Origin of the sequence: Stenotrophomonas sp. Y6, assembly GCF_022436665.1 — a bacterium.
GTDB classification, from domain to species: domain Bacteria; phylum Pseudomonadota; class Gammaproteobacteria; order Xanthomonadales; family Xanthomonadaceae; genus Stenotrophomonas; species Stenotrophomonas acidaminiphila_A.
In genome coordinates, this window is the sequence record NZ_JAKUKB010000003.1 from 483,325 (window position 1) to 506,118 (window position 22,794).

The 22,794-nt window shown below is 70.2% G+C and carries 19 protein-coding genes and 1 pseudogene; 8 read left to right on the forward strand and 12 right to left on the reverse strand.

Annotation, left to right across the window (positions count from 1 at the left end):
- Positions 1-54: 54 nt before the first annotated feature.
- Positions 55-1,737, reverse strand: a complete 1,683-nt coding sequence (locus MKP15_RS05665) for a long-chain fatty acid--CoA ligase (protein ID WP_104938898.1) — start codon at positions 1,735-1,737, stop codon at positions 55-57.
- Between the two features lie 105 nt (positions 1,738-1,842).
- Between MKP15_RS05665 and MKP15_RS05670 the strand changes: the two genes are divergently transcribed.
- Both MKP15_RS05670 and MKP15_RS05675 read left to right on the forward strand, forming a co-directional pair.
- On the forward strand, positions 1,843-2,286 hold the full coding sequence (locus MKP15_RS05670; protein ID WP_240212056.1) for a nuclear transport factor 2 family protein: 444 nt from the start codon (positions 1,843-1,845) through the stop codon (positions 2,284-2,286).
- A 256-nt stretch (positions 2,287-2,542) separates the two neighbouring features.
- Positions 2,543-3,241 (forward strand): OmpA family protein, encoded by a 699-nt coding sequence (locus tag MKP15_RS05675; protein WP_104938896.1) that lies wholly within the window; start codon positions 2,543-2,545, stop codon positions 3,239-3,241.
- 300 nt (positions 3,242-3,541) lie between these two features.
- On the opposite strand, the gene MKP15_RS05680 is transcribed toward MKP15_RS05675, so the two are convergent.
- A complete protein-coding gene (locus MKP15_RS05680) occupies positions 3,542-4,552 on the reverse strand; it encodes a GGDEF domain-containing protein (protein WP_240212057.1) in 1,011 nt (336 codons plus the stop codon).
- A gap of 192 nt (positions 4,553-4,744) precedes the next feature.
- On the opposite strand from MKP15_RS05680, the gene MKP15_RS05685 reads away from it, so the two are divergent.
- From MKP15_RS05685 to MKP15_RS05700, 4 genes are all read left to right on the forward strand, one after another.
- On the forward strand, positions 4,745-7,228 hold the full coding sequence (locus MKP15_RS05685) for a prolyl oligopeptidase family serine peptidase (RefSeq protein WP_240212058.1): 2,484 nt from the start codon (positions 4,745-4,747) through the stop codon (positions 7,226-7,228).
- Between the two features lie 603 nt (positions 7,229-7,831).
- A complete protein-coding gene (locus MKP15_RS05690) occupies positions 7,832-8,998 on the forward strand; it encodes a ferredoxin reductase family protein (protein ID WP_240212059.1) in 1,167 nt (388 codons plus the stop codon).
- Between the two features lie 572 nt (positions 8,999-9,570).
- Entirely contained in the window at positions 9,571-9,840 is a 270-nt protein-coding gene (locus MKP15_RS05695) for a hypothetical protein (RefSeq protein WP_240212060.1), read from the forward strand.
- Between the two features lie 152 nt (positions 9,841-9,992).
- The gene (locus MKP15_RS05700) at positions 9,993-10,694 is read left to right on the forward strand and encodes a hypothetical protein (RefSeq protein ID WP_343160614.1); all 702 of its coding nucleotides are present in this window, start codon (positions 9,993-9,995) and stop codon (positions 10,692-10,694) included.
- Between the two features lie 120 nt (positions 10,695-10,814).
- On the opposite strand, the gene MKP15_RS05705 is transcribed toward MKP15_RS05700, so the two are convergent.
- The 9 genes from MKP15_RS05705 to hutI all read right to left on the reverse strand — a co-directional run bounded on the left by MKP15_RS05705 (position 10,815) and on the right by hutI (position 20,169).
- On the reverse strand, positions 10,815-11,321 hold the full coding sequence (locus tag MKP15_RS05705) for an N-acetyltransferase (RefSeq protein WP_240212062.1): 507 nt from the start codon (positions 11,319-11,321) through the stop codon (positions 10,815-10,817).
- Positions 11,322-11,466: 145 nt separating this feature from the next.
- Positions 11,467-11,787: a hypothetical protein gene (locus tag MKP15_RS05710; protein WP_240212063.1), complete on the reverse strand. Its 321-nt coding sequence runs from the start codon at positions 11,785-11,787 to the stop codon at positions 11,467-11,469.
- Positions 11,784-12,353: a sigma-70 family RNA polymerase sigma factor gene (locus MKP15_RS05715; RefSeq protein ID WP_240212064.1), complete on the reverse strand. Its 570-nt coding sequence runs from the start codon at positions 12,351-12,353 to the stop codon at positions 11,784-11,786. The genes MKP15_RS05710 and MKP15_RS05715 overlap by 4 nt, the downstream gene beginning before the upstream one ends.
- Entirely contained in the window at positions 12,346-12,711 is a 366-nt protein-coding gene (locus tag MKP15_RS05720; RefSeq protein ID WP_240212065.1) for a DUF6249 domain-containing protein, read from the reverse strand. The genes MKP15_RS05715 and MKP15_RS05720 overlap by 8 nt, the downstream gene beginning before the upstream one ends.
- Before the next feature lie 75 nt (positions 12,712-12,786).
- Positions 12,787-14,313 (reverse strand): serine hydrolase domain-containing protein, encoded by a 1,527-nt coding sequence (locus tag MKP15_RS05725; protein ID WP_240212066.1) that lies wholly within the window; start codon positions 14,311-14,313, stop codon positions 12,787-12,789.
- A gap of 216 nt (positions 14,314-14,529) precedes the next feature.
- Positions 14,530-16,200, reverse strand: a complete 1,671-nt coding sequence (gene hutU / locus MKP15_RS05730) for a urocanate hydratase (protein ID WP_104938887.1) — start codon at positions 16,198-16,200, stop codon at positions 14,530-14,532.
- Positions 16,197-17,045: an N-formylglutamate deformylase gene (gene hutG, locus MKP15_RS05735; RefSeq protein WP_240212067.1), complete on the reverse strand. Its 849-nt coding sequence runs from the start codon at positions 17,043-17,045 to the stop codon at positions 16,197-16,199. The genes hutU and hutG overlap by 4 nt, the downstream gene beginning before the upstream one ends.
- Positions 17,046-17,294: 249 nt before the next feature.
- On the reverse strand, positions 17,295-18,836 hold the full coding sequence (gene hutH / locus MKP15_RS05740; RefSeq protein WP_240212068.1) for a histidine ammonia-lyase: 1,542 nt from the start codon (positions 18,834-18,836) through the stop codon (positions 17,295-17,297).
- Between the two features lie 124 nt (positions 18,837-18,960).
- On the reverse strand, positions 18,961-20,169 hold the full coding sequence (gene hutI, locus MKP15_RS05745) for an imidazolonepropionase (RefSeq protein ID WP_240212069.1): 1,209 nt from the start codon (positions 20,167-20,169) through the stop codon (positions 18,961-18,963).
- 61 nt (positions 20,170-20,230) lie between these two features.
- On the opposite strand from hutI, the gene MKP15_RS05750 reads away from it, so the two are divergent.
- Entirely contained in the window at positions 20,231-21,601 is a 1,371-nt protein-coding gene (locus MKP15_RS05750) for a formimidoylglutamate deiminase (protein ID WP_240212070.1), read from the forward strand.
- Between the two features lie 19 nt (positions 21,602-21,620).
- Positions 21,621-22,349 carry a histidine utilization repressor gene (hutC, locus tag MKP15_RS05755; RefSeq protein WP_104938882.1) on the forward strand — a complete coding sequence of 243 codons (729 nt, stop codon included), beginning with the start codon at positions 21,621-21,623 and terminating at the stop codon, positions 22,347-22,349.
- Positions 22,350-22,433: 84 nt separating this feature from the next.
- On the opposite strand, the pseudogene MKP15_RS05760 reads toward hutC, so the two are convergent.
- Positions 22,434-22,794: pseudogene (locus tag MKP15_RS05760) on the reverse strand (hypothetical protein); the annotation flags it as partial.

A 22,794-nucleotide genomic window follows, 5' to 3' on the forward strand; every position in this document is an offset into this window, starting at 1 on the left:
AGGCCCCGCCGGGGGCCGGCGGGGCCTTCAGGGGCACGGCTGGACAGGCGGGCTTCAGCCGGCCGGCGGGGCGTCGCGCAGTTCGCGGCGCAGGATCTTGCCGACGTTGGTCTTGGGCAGCTCCTTGCGGAACTCGACGATGCGCGGGTGCTTGTAGCCGGTCAGGTTGGCGCGGGCGAACTCCTTGACCTGCTCCTCGGTCAGGTTCGGGTCCTTCTTGACGATGACCACCTTGACCACCTCGCCGGATTTCTCGTTCGGCACGCCGACCGCGGCCACTTCCAGCACGCCGGGCATCATCGCGATGACGTCCTCGACCTCGTTCGGGTACACGTTGAAGCCCGACACCAGGATCATGTCCTTCTTGCGATCGACGATGTAGAAGAAGCCCTTCTCGTCCATGCGCGCCATGTCGCCGGTATGCAGCCAGCCGCCGGCGTCCATCGCCTTGGCGGTCTCGTCCGGGCGGTGCCAGTAGCCCTTCATCACCTGCGGGCCGCGGATGCACAGCTCGCCGACCTCGCCGACCGCGAGCATGTTGCCGTCATCGTCCTTCACGCAGGCGTCGGTGGACGGAATCGGCAGGCCGATGGCGCCGTTGTACTCGGCCAGGTCCAGCGGGTTGATGCAGGCCGCCGGCGAGGTTTCGGTCAGGCCGTAGGCCTCCACCAGGGTGGTGCCGGTGATCTTCTTCCAGCGTTCGGCCACCGCCCGCTGCACCGCCATGCCGCCGCCCAGGGTGACCTTGAGCGAGGAGAAGTCCACGTCCTCGAAGCCGGGCGTGTTGAGCAGGCCGTTGAACAGCGTGTTGACTCCGGTGATGGCGGTGAAGCGGTTGTTGCGCAGCTCCTTGACGAAGCCCTTCATGTCGCGCGGGTTGGTGATCAGGTGGTTCAGGCCGCCCAGCTTCATGAAGACCAGGCCGTTGGCCGTCAGCGCGAAGATGTGGTACAGCGGCAGCGCGGTGATGATCACCTCCTCGCCGGGCTTGACCCCCGAGGCGGAGATCCACGCCGACGCCTGCTGCATGTTCGCCACCAGGTTGCGGTGGGTCAGCATGGCGCCCTTGGCCACCCCGGTGGTGCCGCCGGTGTACTGCAGGAAGGCGATGTCGTCGTGGCTGATCTCCACCGGCGGCATGGGGTGGCGCGCACCCAGGCGCAGCGCCTCGCGGAAGCGGATCGTGCCCTTGATGCGGTAGTCGGGCACCATCTTCTTGACGTACTTGAGCACGAAATTGACGATCGCGCCCTTGGGGAAGCCGAGCATGTCGCCCAGCCCGGTGGTGATCACCTGCCTGACCGGCGTATCGGCGATCACCTGCTGCACCGTGTCGCCGAAATTGTCCACCACCACCAGCGCCGAGGCGCCGGAATCGACCAACTGGTGCTTCAGCTCGCGCGGGGTGTACAGCGGGTTGACGTTCACCACCGTCAGGCCCGCGCGCAGGATGCCGAAGGTGGCGATCGGGTACTGCAGGCAGTTGGGCATCATCACCGCCACGCGGTCGCCCTTCTTCAGCTGCAGCTCGCCCAGCAGGTAGGCGGCAAACTGGGTCACCAGGGCATCGGCCTGCCCGTAGGTCAGCACCTTGCCGAAGTTGGAGTAGGCGGGACGGTCACGGAACTTGGCTACGGAGGCATCGAACACCGCGGCCACGGAGCGGAATTCATCGACGTCGATCTCGGCCGGCACGCCGGCGGGATAACTCTGCAGCCAGGGACGTTCCTGATTCATCTTCCCCTCCAGGAAATGGTTGTGGTCTAGTTGGTATGGCGGCCATGCGCCGACGGTGGCCGTTGCCGCAGCATACCGTCCAGAATGGAAAAGGCGAAGGGAGCGATGATCCGAACGGTCTTCAACTGCGTGCGTATTGCGCTGATCGTGCTGGTGCTGTGCGCCTGCACGCGGCAGGCGCCGGAGCAGCGCCTGCGCGACACCGTGGCGCGGATGCAGGCCGCGGTGGAACAGGGCGAACCGCGCGATTTCATGGCGGGCGTCGCCGCCGACTTCATCGGCAATGACACCCTGGACCGCGCTGGCCTGGACCGGCTGCTGCGCGCGCAACTGCTGCTCAACGCCCGGGTCGGCGCGCGCACCGGCCCGCTGCGGGTCGAGATGGGGCAGGGGGATACCGCGACCGTCCGCTTCAGTGTGCTGCTCACCGGGGGCGACGGCCGCTTCCTGCCCGAGCGCGGGCAGCTGCAGCAGGTCACCAGCCACTGGCGGCAGGTCGACGGGCAGTGGCAGCTCTACGGCGCCAGCTGGTCGCCGGCGGTGGACTAGCATCGGCGGGCGTCGCCGCCCGGCATCGTAGCCGGCCGTCGGAGGACTCTCGGGGGGCACAAGGATGCCCGGCACCTGCCGGCGATGCCGCGCATGGGCGCGGGGAAGGCCCGGGTCGCCACGATTGCAATCCTGGACAGGTACCTGAATGGAGCCCGGTGGCCGCGTGGTTTCGTCATCCGCCACTCGCGCCTGGCTGTTTATGCTGCCCGCGCAATCCACGCCGGCACGGCCGGCACCAGACGGAGATTCCCCGATGACCACCCGCACCGTTATCCGCAACCTTTCCATCGGCCTGGTGACCGCCGCCGTGCTGTCGGCCTGCGCCACCGGCGGCTCCTATGTGCAGAGTGATCCGTACGGCAACCCCACCCAGCAGCAGAACCGCACCGGCAAGGGCGCGCTGATCGGTACCGCCATCGGCGTGGCCGCGGGCCTGCTCAGCGGCGACAACGCCACCGAGCGCCGCCAGCGCGCCATGGTCGGCGCCGGCATCGGCGCGCTGTCCGGTGCCGCCATCGGCAACTACCAGGACCGCCAGGAGCGCGCCCTGCGCGAGCGCACCGCCAACACCGGCATCGACGTGCAGCGGCAGGGCGACAACATCACCCTGAACCTGCCCGACGGCATCACCTTCGATTTCAACAAGACCACGCTCAAGCCGCAGTTCTACGGCGCCCTCAACGGTGTCGCGGCGACCCTGGCCGAATACAACCAGACCATGATCGAAGTGGTCGGCCACACCGACAGCATCGGCAGCGACGCGGTCAACAACCGCATCTCCAAGGAACGTGCCGACGCCGTGGCCGCCTACCTCGCCGCGCAGGGCGTGCAGCGCGAGCGCATCGAGACCCTGGGCGCCGGCAAGAACTACCCGATCGCCAGCAACGACACCGATGCCGGCCGCGCCCAGAACCGCCGCGTCGAGATCCGCGTCATTCCACTGCGCTCGTGACCGGCGCGTAGTACCCACCCCGGAAGCGCCGCGCATGCGGCGCTTCCGCTTTTCGCGGTTCGCGTCGCCGGTTCCACTTCCGGCCGTCGCCGGGAATCACCCTGCGGTCAACACCACCGCCGCAGGCCGTGCACGGGAGCGCCGCGCCCGGAGCCGCCTCATTCCACTGCGGTCGTGACCGACGGCGTAGCCGCCGCCCCGGACGCGCGGTGCACGCGGCCCATTCCCTTCCCGCCGGTCGTGCCGCCGGCCTCAGCCCGGGTCGTCGGCGATCCCTTCCCGCCGGTCGTGCCGCCGGCCTCAGCCCGGGTCGTCGGCGATCACCACGCTGTTGCGGCCGTTGCCCTTGGCCAGGTACAGCGCCGCGTCGGCGCGCGAGAACCAGTCCTGCCAGTACTGCTCGCCGGCATACATGGCCGCACCGAGCGAGATGGTGATGCCGCCGCCCGGGCCGTGCAGCAACTGCTGCACGGATTCGCGCACCCGCTCGGTGAAGCTGGCCAGCGACTCGCGGCTGCCGGCCTCGGCCAGGATCACGAACTCCTCGCCGCCGAAGCGGAACACCTTGTCCTGCTCGCGCAGCTCCAGCCGCAGGATCGCCGCCAGCTCGACCAGCGCGTTGTCGCCGGCGGTATGCCCGTAGTGGTCGTTGACGTCCTTGAAATGGTCGATGTCCAGGATCACCAGCGCATGCCGGAAACGCCCGTTGCGGGCGCTGCCGATCTGCTGCACCAGGGTCTTTTCCAGCGCGCGGCGGTTCGGCAGCCCGGTCAGCTCGTCCAGCGACGCCAGCTGTTCCAGCCGCGTGCGGTCGCCCTGCAGTCGCCGCGAGAAGCGGAAACCGAACCCCAGGATGAGCGCCATCACCACCAGCGCCTGCAGGTCCAGCGCCGGTCTGCGCAGCACGCCGGGGATCAGCAGCAGCCCGGCCACCAGCAGCAGGTTCGCCGGCGTGGCGATGCGGTTGTGCACCAGGAAGAAGTTGGCCATCAGCGTCAGCAGCGACCACGGCAGGGCGCGGTGGCCCAGTTCGCCGGCGGCCAGCAGGCAGCCGGCCACGTTCACCAGGCACAGCAGCAGGCCGGCGCTGGACAGCTGCGCCGCGCGCTTGTGCACCAGCCAGGTGGCGACCACCGCCGGCACCGCGCAGGCCAGTGCCGCAAGTGCCTGCAGCGGCAGCCGCTGCCACGCCAGCCAGCCGGCGAACGCCAGCAGCGCCAGGGCGGCGACCGGGGCAATGGTGCGCAGCGGAGCACTGCGCAGCTCATGCGGCAGCGAAGAGGGCGTCGGCGATCCGGCGGCGGGTTTCATGGCCTTGGCAACATAGCAAGTATGGCGCTGTCGTTCTCTCACCCAGTACGCATCTTCGGCCGCCCGCCGCGGCAGCAGCGGGGTGGTGGCGCCCCCCCTTGCTTCCGGCCCATCCGGCCGCTCCCCCGGCGGTGCTAGATTCGGTTGCCGCCAGCATCCGGGCCGGCACCATTCCAGCGCATGAGGGACACCATGAGCATCCGTTTCACCGCCTGGTCCGCGGCACTGGCCGCGGCCGCTGCCGCCGTGTTGCCCAGCATGCCTGCGCATGCCGAATACGCCAAGCCGCCGGCCGAACTGTTGAAGGTATTGACGGCGCCGCCACCGCCGATGCCCAGCGTCGACCCTACCGGCAGGCGCCTGCTGCTGACCACCAGCCAGACCTATCCGTCGATCAGCCGCGTCGCCCGGCCGTACCTGAAGCTGGCCGGGCTGCGCCTGGAGCCCGGCAACCGCAGCCGCCACGATACCCCGGGCGGCTACGGCATCCCCGCCTGCGTGGCCGACTTCACCCTGGTCGATATCGCCAGCGGCGAACACACCCGCGTGCCGCTGCCGGGTGACGCCTGTGCCGGCGGGGCGCTGTGGTCGCCGGATGGCCGCCGCTTCGCCTTCCAGAACGTGGTCGCCGACGCGGTGCAGCTGTGGGTGGGCGATGCCGCCAGCGGCCAGGTCCGGCAGGTGCCCGGCGTGCGCCTGAACCCCATGTTCGGCAGTACCGTGCAGTGGCTGGACGGCGGCAGCCGCCTGCTGGTCAAGCTGGTGCCGGCCGACCAGGGGCCGGCGCCCGCCGGTGACGACGTGTACGGCCCGGACGTACAGGAATCGCTCGGTGCCAAGGGCGAGAGCAGCACCTACGAAACCCGCGACACCCTGACCAGCGCCCATGACGAACGCCTGTTCGCCTACTACGGCCTGTCGCAGCTGGCGGTGGTCGAGGCCGGCTCCGGCGAGGTCCGCGCGGTGGGCGCGCCGCAGCTGTACAACGGCGTTAACGGCGCGCCCGACGGCGTGCATGTGCTCACCCAGACCCTCAAGCCGCCGTTCTCGCACGCGGTAACCTACCAGCGCTTCGGCTACGACGTGGACGTGCTGGACGTGACCACCGGCAAGCGCACCCGCATCGCCTCGCTGCCGTTGGCCGAGCGCGTGCCGGTGCACGGCGTGCCGGAGGGGCCGCGTGATTTCGACTGGCGCGCGACCGACCCGGCCACCCTGGTGTGGGCCGAGGCGCTGGACAAGGGCGACTGGAATGTCAGCGTGCCGCAGCGCGACCGGCTGATGCTGCAGTCGGCACCGTTCACCGCCGCGCCGCGCGAGATCGCCCGCACCACGCAGCGCTATGCCGGCTTCGACTGGACCGCGCAGCCGCAGCGCAGTTTCCTCAGCGAGTACGACGAGAACCGCCACTGGCGGCAGACCCGCATCGTCGACATCGACGACCCGAAGCAGGCCGCGCGGCTGCTGTGGGACCTGTCCAGCGATGAGCTGTATGCCGACCCCGGCACCTTCGTCTACCAGCGCCTGGGCAACGGCGCGGTGGTGGTGCGCGAGGAGGACGGCAAGGTATTCCTGCGCGGGCAGGGCAGTTCGCCGCAGGGCGACCGTCCGTTCCTCGACCGCCTGGACCTGGCCACGCTCAAGAGCGAGCGCCTGTTCCGCAGTGCCACCGACGCCTACGACCAGTTCCTCGGCTTCACCGCCGAACCGGGCCGCTACCTCACCTGGCACCAGTCGGTGATCGATCCGCCCAATGCCTGGCTGCGCGAGCTGGGTGCGCGCGCTGCCACGGCCCGCGACGGCGAGGCCCAGTACGCCGCCGAAGGCCGCCGGCTGACCCGGGTCGCCGACCCCACCCCGGAAGTGCGGCAGATCCAGAAGCGGCTGGTCACCTACAAGCGTGCCGACGGCGTCGACCTGTCCTTCACCCTGTACACCCCGCCGGGCTACAAGGAAGGGCAGCGCCTGCCGGCCATCCTGTATGCCTATCCAGCCGATTTCGCCAGCAGCGCGCAGGCCGGGCAGGTGTCCGGCTCGCAGCAGACCTTCACCCGCCTGGCGCCCTACCGGCTGATGCTGCTGGCCGGCTACGCGATCATCGACAATGCCTCGTTCCCCATCGTCGGTGACCCGAAGACGGCCTACGACACCTACCTGGAGCAGCTCACCGCCGACGCCAGGGCCGCGGTGGACAAGGCCGTCGAGCTGGGCGTGGTGGACCGCAACCGCATCGGTGTCACCGGGCACAGCCACGGCGGGCTGATGACCGCCAATCTGATCGCCCACACCGACCTGTTCAAGGCCGGCGTGGCCACCAGCGGCTCGTACAACAAGACCTTCACCCCGTTCGGCTTCCAGAACGAGCGCCGCTCGGTGTGGCAGGCGCAGGATGTGTACCTGAAGGCCTCGCCGTACTTCTATGCCGACAGGATCAAGCTGCCGCTGCTGCTGGTGCACGGCGAGGACGACGCCAACCCCGGCACCGAGCCGTTCCAGTCGCGCAAGCTCTACCAGGCGATCCGCGGCAATGGCGGTACCACCCGCCTGGTGATGCTGCCGCACGAGCCGCACTGGTACACCGCGCTGGAATCCAACGCGCAGCTGGTGGCGGAAATGCTGGCCTGGTTCGACCGCTACGTGAAGAACGCACCGGCACAGGCGGCCGCGGACAAGTAAGCCGCCCGGCGGATACTGCGCTACGGGAAGCCCGTGCATGCGGGCTCCTGTACCGCGTACCGGAAGCCGCGCCAGCCACGCGTGTGGCCTGCCCCTCGAGATCCTGCTGTCGCCTTGGCTGTCCGCCGCCCGTATCCACGCTGGAGCTGGGGGCTGGCAGCCCCGGACGCGACTGGGGACCACCGCCATGCCGGTGCGCAGCCCCGTGACGGCGACGGGCAGTGGGAAGGCCGGCTTCTTCATCAGCACTTCCACACAAGGTGCCGGTCGCGCGCCATGCCAGGGTGCCAATCCCCGGCATGGGGGGGGATGTCCGCACCGCCGGGGAACGCAGCATCGCCGGATGGTCAATGGCACGGTCGCGCACCGTGGCGGTCCCGTCGTGGTCGGCAGCGGCGGTGCGTGGCGCAGCGTTGCTCGCCGCGATTGATTGATTCGGATCACTTCGATCGAGCGGCCGGCGGTTCATACTCGTGTCGTCCCTTCACGATGGCGGGGTTCGGCATGCGGCTGGGTTCGCGTTCACTGATCATTCCGGTGGTGTTGGCCGGATTCCTGTTGCCGGCACTAGCGGTTCCGCGCAGCACCTGGCCGACAACGGCCATGCTCAGCCTGGGCTCGGGCGTCACCGCGGTTTCGCTGATGGCACTGGCCGCGGTGCTTGGCGCGCGCTGGAAGATCGTCGAGTCGCTGTTCGATGGCCTGGACCGCGTGTACGAGACGCACAAGTGGCTGGGTGTGTGGGCGCTGGTGTTCGCCTCGATACACCTGGTCTTCAAGGCGGGTGCGCAGGCGTGGGAGGTGGCGCCGATCCTGGCGCTGCCCGGGCCAGTGACGCGCCTGGTCCGCCAGCTCAGCTTCGTGGCGATCATGCTGATCGTGCTGCTGGCACTGAACCGCAAGATCCCATATCGCAGCTGGCGCTGGTGGCACAGGCTGTCCGGGCCGCTGTTCCTGGTCGTGATCGCGCACTGGCTCAGCTTCAAGTCGCCCATCGTGCTGGGCAGCCCGGCCGGCGTGTGGCTGGCACTGCTGTCGCTGCTCGGCGTGGCGGCGGCGTTCTACAAGCTGCTGTTGTATCCGCTGTGGTCGCGGCACGCGCGCTACCGGCTGGATGCGGTGTCTTCAACCGGCAATGCGGTCTACCTGCAGCTGCGGCCGGAGGGCAGGGGGATTCCGTTCCAGCCCGGCCAGTTCGCCTTCCTGTCGTTCGAGCACGACGGCCTGCGCGAGCCGCACCCTTTCACCATTGCCAGCGCCGGACGCACCGATGGAGGCATCGCTTTCATGGTGCGTGCGCTGGGCGACTACACCGAGCGCCTGGTGCGCGAGGCCAGGCCGGGCCTGCTGGCCGAGGTGTATGCGCCGTTCGGGCGTTTCCTGCGGGCGCCGGACGATGGCCGGGAAATCTGGATCGCCGGCGGTGTCGGCGTGACCCCGTTCATCTCCTGGCTGCAGGATGCCGATGCGGTGGGGCTGGAGCGGGTGACCTTCTTCCACTTCTACACGCCCGGACGCGAGCTTCCCGAGGTGCTGGACCTGCAGGGCCTGGCCGCGCGGCGCGGGGTCGAGCTGGTCGAGATCGCCACCGGCCCGGGCGATGCCGGGTTCCGCAGTCGCTTCACCCGGTTGGTCGAGGAGAGCGGTGCATCGGCGCCGAGCATCCATTTCTGCGGTCCGGGCGGACTGCTGAAGCAGGTACGCCAGCTGATGCGCGAAACCGGGGTACCGGAAGACCGCCTGCACCGCGAACTGTTCGAGTTCCGTTGATGCCGCCAGCAGCGCCGGGCAGGGCGCACGCGCGCAGGGCATGACGGCAACGAAGTGTTGGTTCTCTGGGCGGAGCGCCGGCCGATGCAATGGCGGAACGATTGCCCCATGCCGGCCCGCACCCCGCAGGTGTTGGCCGGCGGGGTGACATCCGGCGAACGATGAGGGCGGCTGCGTGCAGTCGTCCGTTCGCTCTGATGCCGGCCGCCATCGAACGTCGTGTCGCCGGGCGCACAAACCCGGAAAGAATGCGATGTGCGCGTTGGACATCACGTGCCCGGTGGCGTGTGGGTGACCAGCCTTGCCGGTGCACTACCGACATCTGCACAAGCACGCGCGATCGATGCCGGATACCGGTTCTTTCATCACCCGCAATCGCCTCAGACAGGTTCGTGATGGCATGTCGGGATGCTGCGCATTGCACGGTGAATTGCCGGATTGAAAGCATGAATCCCGCCCGTTTCCGCATCTTCACAGCCCATCCACGTGTGCCAACATCAGCTGAAGGCGTGGTCCTTGCATCCACGAAAAGGCCGCTATATTCCAGGCTCCCCCGACGAAGCAGGAGTGGAATGTTCATGACCCGACAACATCTCAAGAGCGCAGGCATGCTGGCTGTCGCACTCGTCGCCACCCTCGGCCTTGGCGCCTGCGCGACCTACAAGAACGAGTTCGCCAACATCAACAGCCGCCTCGACCAGCTCGACGCGAAAGTGCAGGGTGCGGCGCAGAGTGCCGAATCGGCCAACCAGTCCGCGCAGCGCGCCAACCAGCGCCTGGACCAGATCGAAGGCCGCGTCCAGCAGCTTGAAACCGCCCCGCGCCGCGCTGCGCGCGGTTGATCGTTTCGCACCCCGCGTGGTGCATCCATGAACCCGGTTCCGGTGGCCGGCCACGGCCACTGGATCCGCTTCCCCACGCGCTCGACGTATCCAGGGAGAGCCCGTTCCGCATGTACCGACACGCTGCAATCCGCGCCTTCCGCGCGAGCGCGCTGGCCCTCGCCCTGGCCTGCGCCGGCGTCGCCACGGCCAGCGCCCAGGACACGGCCGGCGCCCAAGACACCGCCGGCGTGGCCGCGGCCGCCGTCGATGAGCTGCCGCCGGGGCAGGAAGTGTCCGATACGGTGATCGCGCTGGCCGGCTGGGTGGTGGCCACCCGCGACACCGAAGGCTATCCGTTCGCGATCATGGACAAGGCCGCGGCGCAGATCCTGGTGTTTGGGGGGGACGGCCGGCTGCGCGGCGCGGCGCCTGCGCTGTTCGGCTCTGCGGTCGGCGACCACATCGCCCCGGGCATCGCCGGGCTGGCGCTGCGCGAGATCCCCGGCCGCGACCGCACCACGCCCGCCGGTCGCTTCGTCGGCGGCTACGGTCCCTCGCTGGATGCCGGCCGCGTGTTGTGGGTTGACTACGACTCTGCGGTATCGATCCATCCGACCGCCACCGGCGTGCCCGCCGAACGGCGCCCGGAACGGCTGGCCTCGCCGACGCCGGACGACAACCGCATTACCCATGGCTGCATCAACGTCTCGCCGGCGTTCTACGAGCAGGTCGTGCGCCAGACGTTCGAGCGTGGCGGCGTGTTCTACATCCTCCCGGACAAGGAACCGCTGGCCAAGACGTTCCCGGCGTTCGCGCAAAGCCGCACGGCTGCGCAGGGCGGCGGCAAGGACGCCGGACGCGCCAGCCACTGAGGCGCGCCAGGCTTGCGCGGACGGGCGGACGCCGCCACTGCCGCGCGCTGGAGCGCTGGCGACGCCCCGGTCGCGCGCCACGAACACCCTCCACGCGCCGGCGCTGTGCACGCGGCGCCATCAGCCAACGGCTTCGAAGGCCGGGTGATAGCTCACTTCGGCGACCGGTATTTTTCCGGCCAGCGGCAAGGCCTGGAAATACGCCGCGGGGACACCGGGCAGTACCAGTTGTGGGCATGCCCGGAACCCGAAGCGCGCGTAGTAGCGTGGATCGCCCAGCAGCACGCAGCCGGCGCCGCCCATCGTTTGCAGCCGCCGGATGGCTGCGGCCATCAGCGCCGCGCCGATGCCGTGGCCCTGCCGGTCCGGGCGCACCGAGATCGGACCCAGCCCATACCAGCCGGTGTCGCCCGAGGACAACGTCACCGGCGACAGCGCGACATGGCCGACCAGGTCGTCGCCCTCCAGCGCCACCAGCGAAACGCACAGCTGCCCGGCCTCGCGCAATGCACCGACGATGAACTGTTCGGTGTGGCTGGCATGCGCAGCGTTGGCGAACGCCGCCCCGGTGACGCGGGCGATGGCGTCCACGTCGCCTGGCGTTTCATCGCGGATGATCGGGTTCATGGGGCGGTCCGGTGAATGAGTCGCCCAGGCTGTCTTTCCGGTTGCGCAGGGCATTGCAGGCATGCGCGTGGGTACCGTCGGCGAGGGCTTTGCGTCGCGGCAGGGTGCCGTGGCGGCGATTCCGTGTCCACCCGCTGGCCAGCGCTCAGCGTGACGCGTCTGCCGACAGTGCCCAGGCGGCCACCAGCCAGGCGATGCCCATCGACATGAGCCACATGCCGATACCGGCAGCCGAGAACTGGCCCGCGAGCCACTCCTGCCAGCCGACGCGGAGCAGGGGCGTCTGCGCAAGTGCCCACCCGGCGGCACCCGCGCCCACGGAAAGCCCCAGCCACAGCGGCCAGCGGAGGCTGCGGCGTGGCGGCAACCGTCGCATCACCCGGTCGCTGAAACCGTCGTCCGCAACCGGGCCTTCGAATTCGCGGCGCAGGAGCGTGCCCAGGTCGCGTTGTCGTGGATCATTCATGGGTGTGTTTCCTCGCTGTCGTCAGCGCGCCACGCCGCCAGGCATGCCTTGAGTTTGGCCCTGCCGCGCAGGGCGTGGGTCTTGACCGTGCCCAGCGGCATCGCCAGCACATAGGCCGCCTGGTCATGGCTCAGGCCCATCTGCACGCAATGCAGCAGCACGGCCTGTTCTGCAGTGGACAGGCGGCCCATACAGCGCTGCAGGTCCACCTGCAGGTCCACGCCGTCTGCCGGTGCCTGCAGCAGCGCCAGGCCTTCCGCTTCCGTGCGCTCGCGCTGTGTGGGTTGGCGGCGTGCCTGCAGGAAGCAGGTGTAGGCGATGCGGTACAACCATGTCGAGAACTGTGCATCGCCGCGGAACTGGGCCAGCTTGCGCCAGGCCAGGAGAAAGGTCTCCTGGGCCAGATCGTCGGCCAGGGCATGGTCGCCATGCAGCAGCCGCCGCAACTGCGCGCGCACCATGCCCTGGTGCCGTCGGACCAGCTGTTCGAACGCCTGGCGGTCGCCGTGCCGGGCGCGTGCGGCCAGGGCCTGGTCCACGCGCGCGGCCGCGGCATTGTCAGCCACGCACGCCGTCCCGGCGGTCCAGGTAGGCGCTGGCCAGGTACCCCAGGCCGGTGGCCAGGGGCAGCAGGCCGATGCCCCACAGCCGGCTGACCGCCAGGCCGTTGTCGAACCCGCCGGGCAGGGCCAGGAACATCGCCATCAGCCCGAGCCCGCCGCCGACCAGGACCAGCCCGTGGCGCCGCTGGACGTCCGCCGCCGATGGCTGCAGCCACTGCGAGCCCAGGTCCACGCCCTTGTCGGCCAGCGCCAGCAGGGCGGTGTACCGGGCCTGGGTCTGCAGGTAGCGGTAGCGCAGCACGATCAGCACGATCAGCACGGGCGCGAGCATCACGACCAGGGGAATGAGGAGAAAGTCCATCGTATGGCTCCTTGTAGCGGTGGCAGGTGCGGGTAAGGACGGAAACGGGCGGAACGCAGATCCGGGGGCGGCTGATCAGCGCGGCTGCGCGCTGGCCGCGAGCAGGTCCGCGATGCGTTCGGCGAGCATCCAGTTCTGGCTCTCGCCCTGGTTGCTGGTCAGTGCCACGGTTGCCCCGGTTTCCCAGACCATGGCCAGGTTGGCCGTGGTGCCCTCGATGCCGCCGGCATGGCCGCGGACATGCAGCCCGTGCGACAGCCGTTCGCCAAACCCGGCGGCATAGCCGCCGGGTCCGGCAGGCACCGGGTCGGCGAACATCTGTTCCAGGGTCGCCGGCGTGACCAGTTTGCCGGCACGCAGCGCCTGTGCGAACCGCAGCAGGTCGGCGTTCGTGGAGTAGCCCCCGCCGGCCGGGCCGCCCTTGTAGCCGAGCTTGAGCCAGGCCGCTTTCCAGGTGCTGGAGAAAAGCCCGTCGCGGTAGTAGCCGACCGCCAGCCGCGGCACCACCTGGTCGAGCGTGTCGAAACCACTGTCGTGCATCTGCGCAGGGGCGAAGACGTTGCGCTGCAGGTACTGGTCGTAGGGCTCGGCAGAGGCTTTTTCGACGATGCGGCCGAGCAGCATGTAGCCGGCGTTGCTGTAGTTCCATCGGGTACCGGGCTCGGCGACGCGTGGTTGCCGCGCGATCAGTTCCAGGTAGTCACCCGGATCGACGAAACGCCGCGAATCGGCGAAGTACTCCGGTACCAGGAAATCCCCGAGCCCTGCGGTGTGGTGCAGCAATTGCCACAGGGTGATACGGCGCGCACTGGCCTGGTCGGGATACTCGGGCAGGTGCTGTGCCAGGGTGTCGTCCCACGACAGCTTGCCGGCCTCCACCAGCTGCGCGATGGCCACGGCGGTGAACATCTTGTTGATCGAGCCGACATGGAAGCGGGTGCGGTGATCGGCCGGCACGCCGAAGTTGCGTTCTGCAAGGCCGCGGCATTCGTCGAACACCACGCTGCCGGCCTGCTGCACGGTCAGGCAGCCGGAAAAGTCCTCGTGCTGCGCGAGGCGGTCGAGCGCGCCCCGCAGCAGGCGGGTCAGCCCGGCCCCGGTGGCGCCGCCCTGCGTCGGCCAGCCGGCATACAGTCGTGGATCGTCCATCGGCAATGCCATCGCCTCGGACAGCCGTCCCGGGTTGTCCGGATCCCCGGTCAACCACAGCAATGCCGGCCGACCGTCGCGGCGCGCCTTGACGGCAACGCCAAGTACGCCGGGATGCCGCGCATCGGTGCGCACATCCAACAACTCCAGTCCGCCGCCGTCGCGTGCGGCCGAGACCAGCCCGGCAACGAACGCGGCCTTGTCCTGATCGCCGATGGTGTCGGACAGGATGCCCGGCAGCCATTGCTCGAGCTGTGCCGGCGCGGCGCTGTCTACCTGCTGGAGCAGTTGCCGGGCGACGCGGCCCGTGGCGGTGTCCGGCAGCGTCGGGCGGGCATCGGTGGCGGCCAGCGCGGGGCCGGCGAACGCCAGCAGGGCCGCGGCGCGACAGCCGGCGACGAGTCGCCGGCCGATCAGGCGCGTGCGACGGGAAAGGGGGCGGTGGGTGTGCATGCGTCCTCGCTGTCATGCCGCCATCGGGCGGGTTCATGGCTTGGATGCAGCAAGTGCGCGGTTTGGATTCAGCCGTTTTGCGGATGCGGCGGCAAGTGGGCGGGTACCGGGCGGATGGCGTGGCCGGTGCGCGGTCGATCCCGGCGCCGCACCCGGGCCGCCGTCGGCATGCCACTGGCGCGCCCCGCCAACGGGGCGCGCCAGCGGCGGGATGGATCAGCCGAGGATGCCCGGCAGGTCCAGCCCCTTTTCCTTCGCGCAGTCGAGGGCGATGTCGTAGCCGGCATCGGCGTGGCGCATGACCCCGGTACCCGGGTCGTTCCACAGCACGCGGGCGATGCGCCGGTCGGCGGCTTCGCTGCCATCGCAGACGATGACCACGCCGGAGTGCTGGCTGTAGCCCATGCCGACGCCGCCGCCGTGGTGCAGGCTCACCCAGGTGGCGCCACCGGCGACGTTGAGCATGGCGTTGAGCAGCGGCCAGTCGGACACCGCATCGCTGCCATCCTTCATCGCCTCGGTCTCGCGGTTGGGCGAGGCGACGCTGCCGCTGTCCAGGTGATCGCGGCCGATCACCACCGGTGCCTTCAGTTCGCCGTTGCGGACCATTTCGTTGAAGGCCAGGCCGAGCTTGTGGCGCAGGCCCAGGCCGACCCAGCAGATGCGCGCCGGCAGGCCCTGGAAGCTGATGCGCTCGCGCGCCATGTCCAGCCAGCGGTGCAGGTGCGGGTCGTCGGCGATGATTTCCTTGACCTTGGCATCGGTGCGGTAGATGTCCTCCGGATCGCCGGACAGCGCCACCCAGCGGAACGGGCCGACGCCACGGCAGAACAGCGGGCGCACGTAGGCGGGCACGAAGCCCGGGAAGTCGAACGCGTTCTCCAGGCCTTCGTCGAACGCCATCTGGCGGATGTTGTTGCCGTAGTCGACGGTCGGAATGCCCTGCGCGTGGAAGGCGAGCATGGCTTCCACGTGCACGCGCATGGCCGCCTTGGCGGCGTCGCGGACCTTCTCCGGGTGGGTCTTCTGTTCGGCCAGCCACTGCTCCACGCTCCAGCCGATCGGCAGGTAGCCGTGCACCGGGTCGTGGGCGCTGGTCTGGTCGGTGACGCAGTCCGGGCGCACGCCACGGCGCACCAGCTCGGGCAGGATCTCGGCGGCATTGCCGAGCAGGGCGATGGACCTGGCTTCACCGGCGGCCGTGTACCTGGCGATGCGCGCCAGCGCGTCGTCGATGTCGGCGGCCTGTTCGTCCACGTAGCGGGTGCGCAGGCGGAAGTCGATGCTGCTCTGGCGACACTCGATGGTCAGGCTGCTGGCGCCGGCCAGCGAGGCGGCCAGCGGCTGCGCGCCGCCCATGCCGCCGAGGCCGGCGGTGAGGATCCACTTGCCGGCGAGGCTGCCGCCGTAGTGCTGGCGGCCCATCTCGACGAAGGTCTCGTAGGTGCCCTGCACGATGCCCTGGCTGCCGATGTAGATCCACGAGCCGGCCGTCATCTGGCCGTACATCATCAGGCCTTTCTTATCGAGCGCGTTGAAGTGTTCCCAGTTGGCCCAGTGCGGCACCAGGTTGGAGTTGGCGATCAGCACGCGCGGCGCATCGGGGTGGGTGGGGAACACGCCGACCGGCTTGCCCGACTGCACCAGCAGGGTCTGGTTGTCGTCCAGCCGCTTGAGCGTTTCCAGGATCCTGTCGTAGCTCTCCCAGTCGCGCGCGGCACGGCCGATGCCGCCGTAGACCACCAGCGAGGCCGGGTCTTCGGCCACCTCGGCGTCGAGGTTGTTCTGCAGCATGCGGAACGGCGCCTCGGTCTGCCAGGACTTGCAGTTGAGCGTGTTGCCGCGCGGCGCGCGGGGGCTGCGGGAAGGGTCGTGACGGGTGTTCATGCATATCTCCGGGCGAAATCGAGGCAGGCGCGCAGTACCTGTTGCAGGGTGTCGCGCACCGCGGTGGGGTGGATGGGGTCGTAGGGCGTAGGCCAGCTGTGCTCGTCCACGTCGGCGGGCGCGGGCTCGTGCATGTAGCCGCGGCAGCCCAGCTCCATCTGCAGGGTGTGCACGCCGCCGGGAATGTCGCTGTAGTGGCGGGTGATCCAGCCGCCCTTGAAGCGGCCGTTGCGTACATGGCCCAGGCCGCTGAGCGCGCACAGGTTCTCGACCACGTCGGTCAGCGCGTTGTCGCAGGACGTGTCGGGCTCGCCGGTGGGGCCGGCGCTGCCGATGTTGAACTGCGGCAGCTCGCCGTCGAACAGGTGCGGGATGCGCGAGCGGATCGAGTGCGCGTCGTAGACCACCACGGTGGGGTGGCGCTGGCGCAGGCGCGCGATCTGCGCGGCCAGTGCGGCGTGATAGGGCGCGAAGTAGGCTTCGCGGCGGCGCGCGATCTCCGCATCGTCCGGTTCGTGGCCGGCGCGGTACAGCGGCTGGTTGTCGAAGGTGGTGGTCGGGCACAGCCCGGTGGTGTTCTGGCCCGGGTACAGCGAAACCCCGGATGGGTCGCGGTTGACGTCGATCACCGAGCGCGAGACCGCGGTGCGCACGGTGGTGGCGCCCAGGTCGCGGGCGAAGGCATACAGCTCATGCACCCACCAGTCGGCATCGCGCCGCGCCAGCCACGGCGACACGAAATGGCCGGCGAGTTCATCCGGCAGCCCGGTGCCGGTATGCGGGAAGCTGACGATCAGCGGGGCGTCGCCTTCGTGGATCTGCAGCCAGTCGGGATGGGATTTCATGGCATGTCGTTGTCGTTGGCGGGAGGTGGCGGTTGCCTTCTCCCGCGGGAGAAGGTGGCGCGACGCGCCGGTTGGGGGCGGGTGGATCGGGCGATGTCGGAACCATCCGCGATCCGTTCGCTCCCCGGCCCCGGCCCCGGCCCCGGCCTCGCGCCGCGGCCGGCGCGCTGGCGCAGCGGCGTTGGCAGTACGGCGAACCGGCGGTCGGCAAGCAGCCCCTCCTACCCTGATGGGAGAGGGGCCCGGCGTTTACTGCATCGTCTCCACCTGCGGCAGCACGCCCTCCAGCCCGCGGGCGAGCGCGCCAGTGCGCACCAGCGCGGTGGCGGCCACCATGTCCGGGTGGAAGTAGCGGTCGTCCTGCAAGGTGGGCACCTGCGCGCGTACGCTGGCGCGCACGTTTTCCAGCGCATCGCTGGAGCGCAGCGGGGCGTGGAAATCGCAGCCTTGCGCGGCGGCCAGCAGTTCGATGCCGACGACATTGGCGGCGTTCTCCGCCATCGCCAGCAGGCGGCGCGCGCCGTGCGCGGCCATCGACACGTGGTCCTCCTGGTTGGCCGAGGTCGGGATCGAATCGACGCTGGCCGGGTAGGCGCGCTGCTTGTTCTCCGACACCAGCGCCGCGGCGGTGACCTGCGGGATCATGAAGCCCGAGTTCAGGCCGGGCTTCGGGGTCAGGAACGCCGGCAGCCCGCTCAGCGCCGGGTCGACCAGCATCGCGGTGCGGCGTTCGCTGATCGAACCGATCTCGCACACCGCCATCGCCAGCATGTCCGCAGCGAAGGCCACCGGCTCGGCATGGAAGTTGCCGCCGCTCAGCGCTTCGCCGGTATCGGTGAACACCAGCGGGTTGTCGGATACGCCGTTGGCCTCGATCTCCAGCGTGGTCGCGGCCTGGCGCATCACGTCCAGTGCCGCGCCCATCACCTGCGGCTGGCAGCGCAGGCAGTACGGGTCCTGCACGCGCACGTCGTTGTCGCGGTGCGATTCGCGGATGGCCGAGCCGGCCATCAGCGCGCGCAGCGCGGCGGCGGTGGCGATCTGCCCGCGCTGGCCACGGATCTGGTGGATGCGCGGGTCGAATGGCGTGTCCGAGCCCTTGGCCGCTTCCACCGACAGCGCGCCGGTGACCAGCGCGGCCTGGAACACGGTCTCGATCTCGAACAGTCCGGCCAGTGCGTAGGCGGTGGAGTACTGGGTGCCGTTGAGCAGCGCCAGGCCTTCCTTGGCGCCAAGCGTCAGCGGCGCCTGGCCGATCCGTGCCAGCGCATCGACCGCGGGCATCCGCATGCCATCGACGAAGGCCTCGCCGACGCCGATCATCACCGCGGCCAGGTGCGACAGCGGCGCCAGGTCGCCGGACGCGCCGACCGAGCCCTGGCACGGCACCACTGGCACGAAATCGTGTTGCAGCAGTGCCTCCAGCAGCGCCAGGGTCTGCGGGCGGATGCCCGAGGCGCCCTGCGCCAGGCTGGTCAGCTTGAGCGCCATCATCAGCCGCACCACGTCGGCGGGCATCGGCTCGCCGACGCCGGCGGCGTGCGACAGCACGATATTGCGCTGCAGGGTTTCCAGGTCGTCGCGCTCGATGCGCACGCTGGCCAGCTTGCCGAAGCCGGTGTTGATGCCGTACACCGGCTCGCCCCGGGCGACGATGGCGTCCACCGCCTGCGCGCTGCGCAGCACCGCGGCCTGCGCCGCGGCGTCCAGGCGCACGCGGGCGCCGCGGTAGATCTGGCGCCACTGGGCCAGCGGAACATGGCCGGGACGAAGCGTGAGGGGCGAATTCATCGGGTTACTCCAGGTTCTCAAGGGTAGGTGCGGGGCTTGCCGCGCACGGGTTTTGGGGTTCCGCGGGTGCGGCGCCGCGGCGCATGGGGGCTGCCGGAATGGCCGCCCCGGGCGGGCCCGGGGCCTACGCTGCCGGTTCGCCGCGGAACACGCGCGCGTGCAGCGGGTTGAAGCCCATGCGGTAGACCAGGTCGGCCGGTGCGTCGATGTCCCAGATGGCAAGGTCGCAGTCCATGCCCGCGGCGAGCCGGCCGATGCGGTGGAAGCGGCCGAGCGCGCGCGCGGCCTCGCGGGTGAAGCCGGCGATGCATTCGTCCACGGTCATGCGGAACAGGGTCGCGCCCATGTTCATCGCCAGCAGCGGGCTGGTCAGCGGCGAGGTGCCGGGGTTGCTGTCGGTGGCCAGCGCCAGCGGCACGCCGGCCTGGCGCAGTTTCTGGATCGGCGGCACGGTGGTGTCGCGGGTGAAGTAGAACGCGCCCGGCAGCAGCACCGCGACGGTGCCGGCCGCACGCATCGCGGCGATCCCGGCTTCGTCCAGGTGCTCGATGTGGTCGGCCGACAGCGCGCCATGCCGTGCCGCCAGCTCGGCGCCATGCTGGTTGCTCAGCTGTTCGGCGTGGATCTTCACCGCCAGCCCGTGGCGGTGCGCGGCCTCGAATACCTGCGCGGCCTGTTCGCGCGAGAACGCGATGTTCTCGCAGAACACGTCCACCGCTTCGGCCAGGCCGTCGCCGGCGATGGCCGGAATCATCACCTCGCAGACCTCGTCGATGTACTCCTGCGGCTGCCGGCCCGGCGGCACCGCGTGCGCGCCGAGGAAAGTGGTCACCACGTCGACCCGGCGCAGTTGCGGCAGCTGCCGGGCGACGCGCAGCTGCTTGCGCTCGGCGTCCAGGGTCAAGCCATAGCCGGACTTGATCTCGACGGTGGTGACGCCCTCGGCGAGCATCGCGTCCAGCCGTGGCAGGGTGGCCGCCAGCAGTGCGGCGTCGTCGGCTTCGCGGGTGGCGCGCACGGTCGAGACGATGCCGCCGCCGGCGCGGGCGATGTCGGCATAGCTCACGCCCTGCAGGCGCTGCTCGAACTCGTTGGCGCGGTTGCCGGCATGGACCAGGTGGGTATGGCAGTCGACCAGGCCGGGGCCCAGCCAGCGGGCGCCGCAGTCGATGCGCCGGGCGGCGTCGAAGGCCGGCGCGGCGGCGGCGGGGCCGACATGCACGATGCGCCCGTCGCGGGCGGCGACCACGCCGTCGCGCACGATGCCAAGGCCGCCGGCGGCATCGTCGAGCGTCATCAGATGGGCGTTGTGCCAGACCGTATCGCAGTGCATGAGCACCCTTCCGCGTTTATTTGTATATACAATAATCACCACCCACGGAGAGTGTCCAGTGATGGCGAACGAGGTTTCCAGTCCGGTCCGTTTCCACGCCGCGCACGCCCTGCTGCCGCAGGGCTGGGCACAGGCGGTGAGTATCGAATGCGCGCAGGGCCGCATCGTGTCGGTGACCGCCGATGCGCCGGCCGAGCCGGGCGCGCAGCCGCTGGGCGTGGTGGTGCCGGGGCTGGGCAACCTGCACAGCCACGCCTTCCAGCGCGCCATGGCCGGCCTGACCGAAGTCGGTGGTCGCGCGGGCGACAGCTTCTGGAGCTGGCGCGAGCTGATGTACCGCTTCCTGGACCGGCTGGGCCCGGATGAGTGCCAGGCGGTGGCCGCGCAGGCTTACATGGAAATGCTGGAATCGGGGTTCACCCGGGTCGGCGAGTTCCACTACCTGCACCACGCGCCCGATGGCCAGCGCTATGCCCGGCACGCGGAGATGGCCGCGCGCATCGCCGCGGCCGCATCCGATACCGGGCTGGGCCTGACCCTGCTGCCGGTGTTCTACGCGCACAGCGATTTCGGCGGTGCCGCACCACTGCCGGCGCAGCGCCGCTTCCTGCATGACATCGAGGGCTTCGCGGCGCTGCTGGATGACTGCCGGCAGGCGCTGCGGCCGCTGCCCGACGCGGTGCTGGGGCTGGCGCCGCACAGCCTGCGCGCCTGCACCCCGCAGCAGCTGCAGGCGCTGGTGGAGCTGGCGCCGGGGCCGATCCACATCCATATCGCCGAGCAGGTGCGCGAGGTCGAGGCCTGCCTGGCGTGGAGCGGCCAGCGCCCGGTGCGCTGGCTGCTGCAGCATGCACCGGTGGACACGCGCTGGTGCCTGGTGCACGCCACCCACCTGGAGCAGGACGAGGTGCGTGATATCGCCGCCAGCGGCGCGGTGGCTGGGCTGTGCCCGGTCACCGAGGCCAACCTCGGCGACGGCCTGTTCCCGATGCGCGATTTCGTGCACCACGGCGGCCGCTTCGGCGTGGGCTCGGACTCCAACGTGCTGATCGACGCGGCCGAGGAACTGCGCCTGCTCGAGTACGGCCAGCGGCTGGCGCTGCGCGGGCGCAACGTGGTTTCGCCGGGTTCGCTTTCCAGTGGCCGCTGGCTGCACCAGCAGGCGCACGAAGGCGCCGCGCAGGCGCTGGGCGTGGCTGCCGGCCTGGCGCTCGGTGCGCCGGCGGACCTGGTCGAGCTCGACACCGCGCATGCGTCGCTGCAGGGCCGCGCCGGCGACGCGCTGCTGGACAGCTGGGTGTTCGCCGCGCGTGGCGGCGCGGTGCGTTCGGTATGGCGCGGCGGCCGGCAGTGGGTGCGGGACGGCCGCCATGTGCACCGCGATGCGATCGCCGCGCGCTATCGGGTCGCGTTGCAGCGGATACTGGGCTGACCCCAGGCAGGAATCACGAGTGAAGAACAGGAAGGCGCCGAGCCTCAACCAGCGCATCCGCGGCGACATCGAAAGCCGCATCCTCAGCGGCGAGTGGGCGCCGGGCTTCCGCATTCCCTACGAACACGAGCTGATGGCGCAGTACGACTGTTCGCGGATGACGGTGAACAAGGTGCTCACCGCGCTGGCCGAGAGTGGCATGATCGAACGCCGCCGCCGCGCCGGCTCCTTCGTCGCGCGGCAACCGCCGCACCTGGAGCAGGTGGCGCTGGAGATCCCCGACATCGCGCTGGCGGTGAACGAGCGTGGCCACCGCTACGGTTTCAGGTTGCTGGAGCGGCAACTGCGGCGCGCCGATGCCGCCGCGCCGGAGGAAGGGCGGCTGGTGGGCGAGGGCGAGCTGCTGGCGATGCGCTGCCTGCACCTGGCCGACGACCGCCCGCTGGCGCTGGAGCGGCGCCTGATCAACCCCGAGGCCGTCCCGGAGACGCTGGCGGTGGATTTTTCCACCCATGCGCCGGGTAGCTGGCTGCTGCAGAACGTGTCGTGGACACGCGGCCAGCACCGCATCAGCGCGGTGGCCGCCAGCGCCGCCGAGGCCGCCCTGCTGGCGGTGCCGGTCGGTACCGCCTGCCTGGTGATCGACCGCCAGACCTGGCGCGGCGAGATGCCCATCACCTGGGTGCGGCAGAAATTCCTCGGCGATGCCTACGACCTGGTGGCGCGCTTCGCGCCGGGCGGCCGCTGACCAGCCGCCGTTGTAGATGCGGGGCTTGCCCCGTATGCGGATTTCACCGTACCGCCCATGCGGGGCGAGCCCCGCACCTACGGGTCAGAAGGTCCGGCACTGCCGCCAGCGCACCGGCTCGCCGGTGCCGGGGCGGGGATTGAGCTGGATGCGCACGGTGCGCAGCGCCGGGTAATGCTCGACCTCGCGGCAGATCAGCGGCCACACCGTGGCGTCGTCGGCACTGCGTTCGACCGACAGGGTGGAGCGGGTCAGCCAGATGCCGCTGATCACCCCCGGGGTGGCGGCCAGTTTCTTGGAAACGGCCTGCTGGTAGCGCAGCAGGGTGTCCGGGTCGGGGTCTTGCTGGAGATCGTCGCTGGCGGCCTTGTCGACGTCGGCGCTGGCGGCGGGGGGCGCCACGGCGGGTGCCGCGCGCGTAGCGGGGGTGGCCGCGGCCGCGGCC

Bases quoted from the DNA above. Each gene is read 5' to 3' on its own strand.
- MKP15_RS05665 (WP_104938898.1), bottom strand. From the start codon at position 1,737: ATGAATCAGGAACGTCCCTGGCTGCAGAGTTATCCCGCCGGCGTGCCG.
- MKP15_RS05670 (WP_240212056.1), top strand. From the start codon at position 1,843: ATGATCCGAACGGTCTTCAACTGCGTGCGTATTGCGCTGATCGTGCTG.
- MKP15_RS05675 (WP_104938896.1), top strand. From the start codon at position 2,543: ATGACCACCCGCACCGTTATCCGCAACCTTTCCATCGGCCTGGTGACC.
- MKP15_RS05680 (WP_240212057.1), bottom strand. From the start codon at position 4,552: ATGAAACCCGCCGCCGGATCGCCGACGCCCTCTTCGCTGCCGCATGAG.
- MKP15_RS05685 (WP_240212058.1), top strand. From the start codon at position 4,745: ATGAGCATCCGTTTCACCGCCTGGTCCGCGGCACTGGCCGCGGCCGCT.
- MKP15_RS05690 (WP_240212059.1), top strand. From the start codon at position 7,832: ATGCTCAGCCTGGGCTCGGGCGTCACCGCGGTTTCGCTGATGGCACTG.
- MKP15_RS05695 (WP_240212060.1), top strand. From the start codon at position 9,571: ATGTTCATGACCCGACAACATCTCAAGAGCGCAGGCATGCTGGCTGTC.
- MKP15_RS05705 (WP_240212062.1), bottom strand. From the start codon at position 11,321: ATGAACCCGATCATCCGCGATGAAACGCCAGGCGACGTGGACGCCATC.
- MKP15_RS05710 (WP_240212063.1), bottom strand. From the start codon at position 11,787: ATGAATGATCCACGACAACGCGACCTGGGCACGCTCCTGCGCCGCGAA.
- MKP15_RS05720 (WP_240212065.1), bottom strand. From the start codon at position 12,711: ATGGACTTTCTCCTCATTCCCCTGGTCGTGATGCTCGCGCCCGTGCTG.
- MKP15_RS05725 (WP_240212066.1), bottom strand. From the start codon at position 14,313: ATGCACACCCACCGCCCCCTTTCCCGTCGCACGCGCCTGATCGGCCGG.
- hutU (WP_104938887.1), bottom strand. From the start codon at position 16,200: ATGAACACCCGTCACGACCCTTCCCGCAGCCCCCGCGCGCCGCGCGGC.
- hutG (WP_240212067.1), bottom strand. From the start codon at position 17,045: ATGAAATCCCATCCCGACTGGCTGCAGATCCACGAAGGCGACGCCCCG.
- hutH (WP_240212068.1), bottom strand. From the start codon at position 18,836: ATGAATTCGCCCCTCACGCTTCGTCCCGGCCATGTTCCGCTGGCCCAG.
- hutI (WP_240212069.1), bottom strand. From the start codon at position 20,169: ATGCACTGCGATACGGTCTGGCACAACGCCCATCTGATGACGCTCGAC.
- MKP15_RS05750 (WP_240212070.1), top strand. From the start codon at position 20,231: ATGGCGAACGAGGTTTCCAGTCCGGTCCGTTTCCACGCCGCGCACGCC.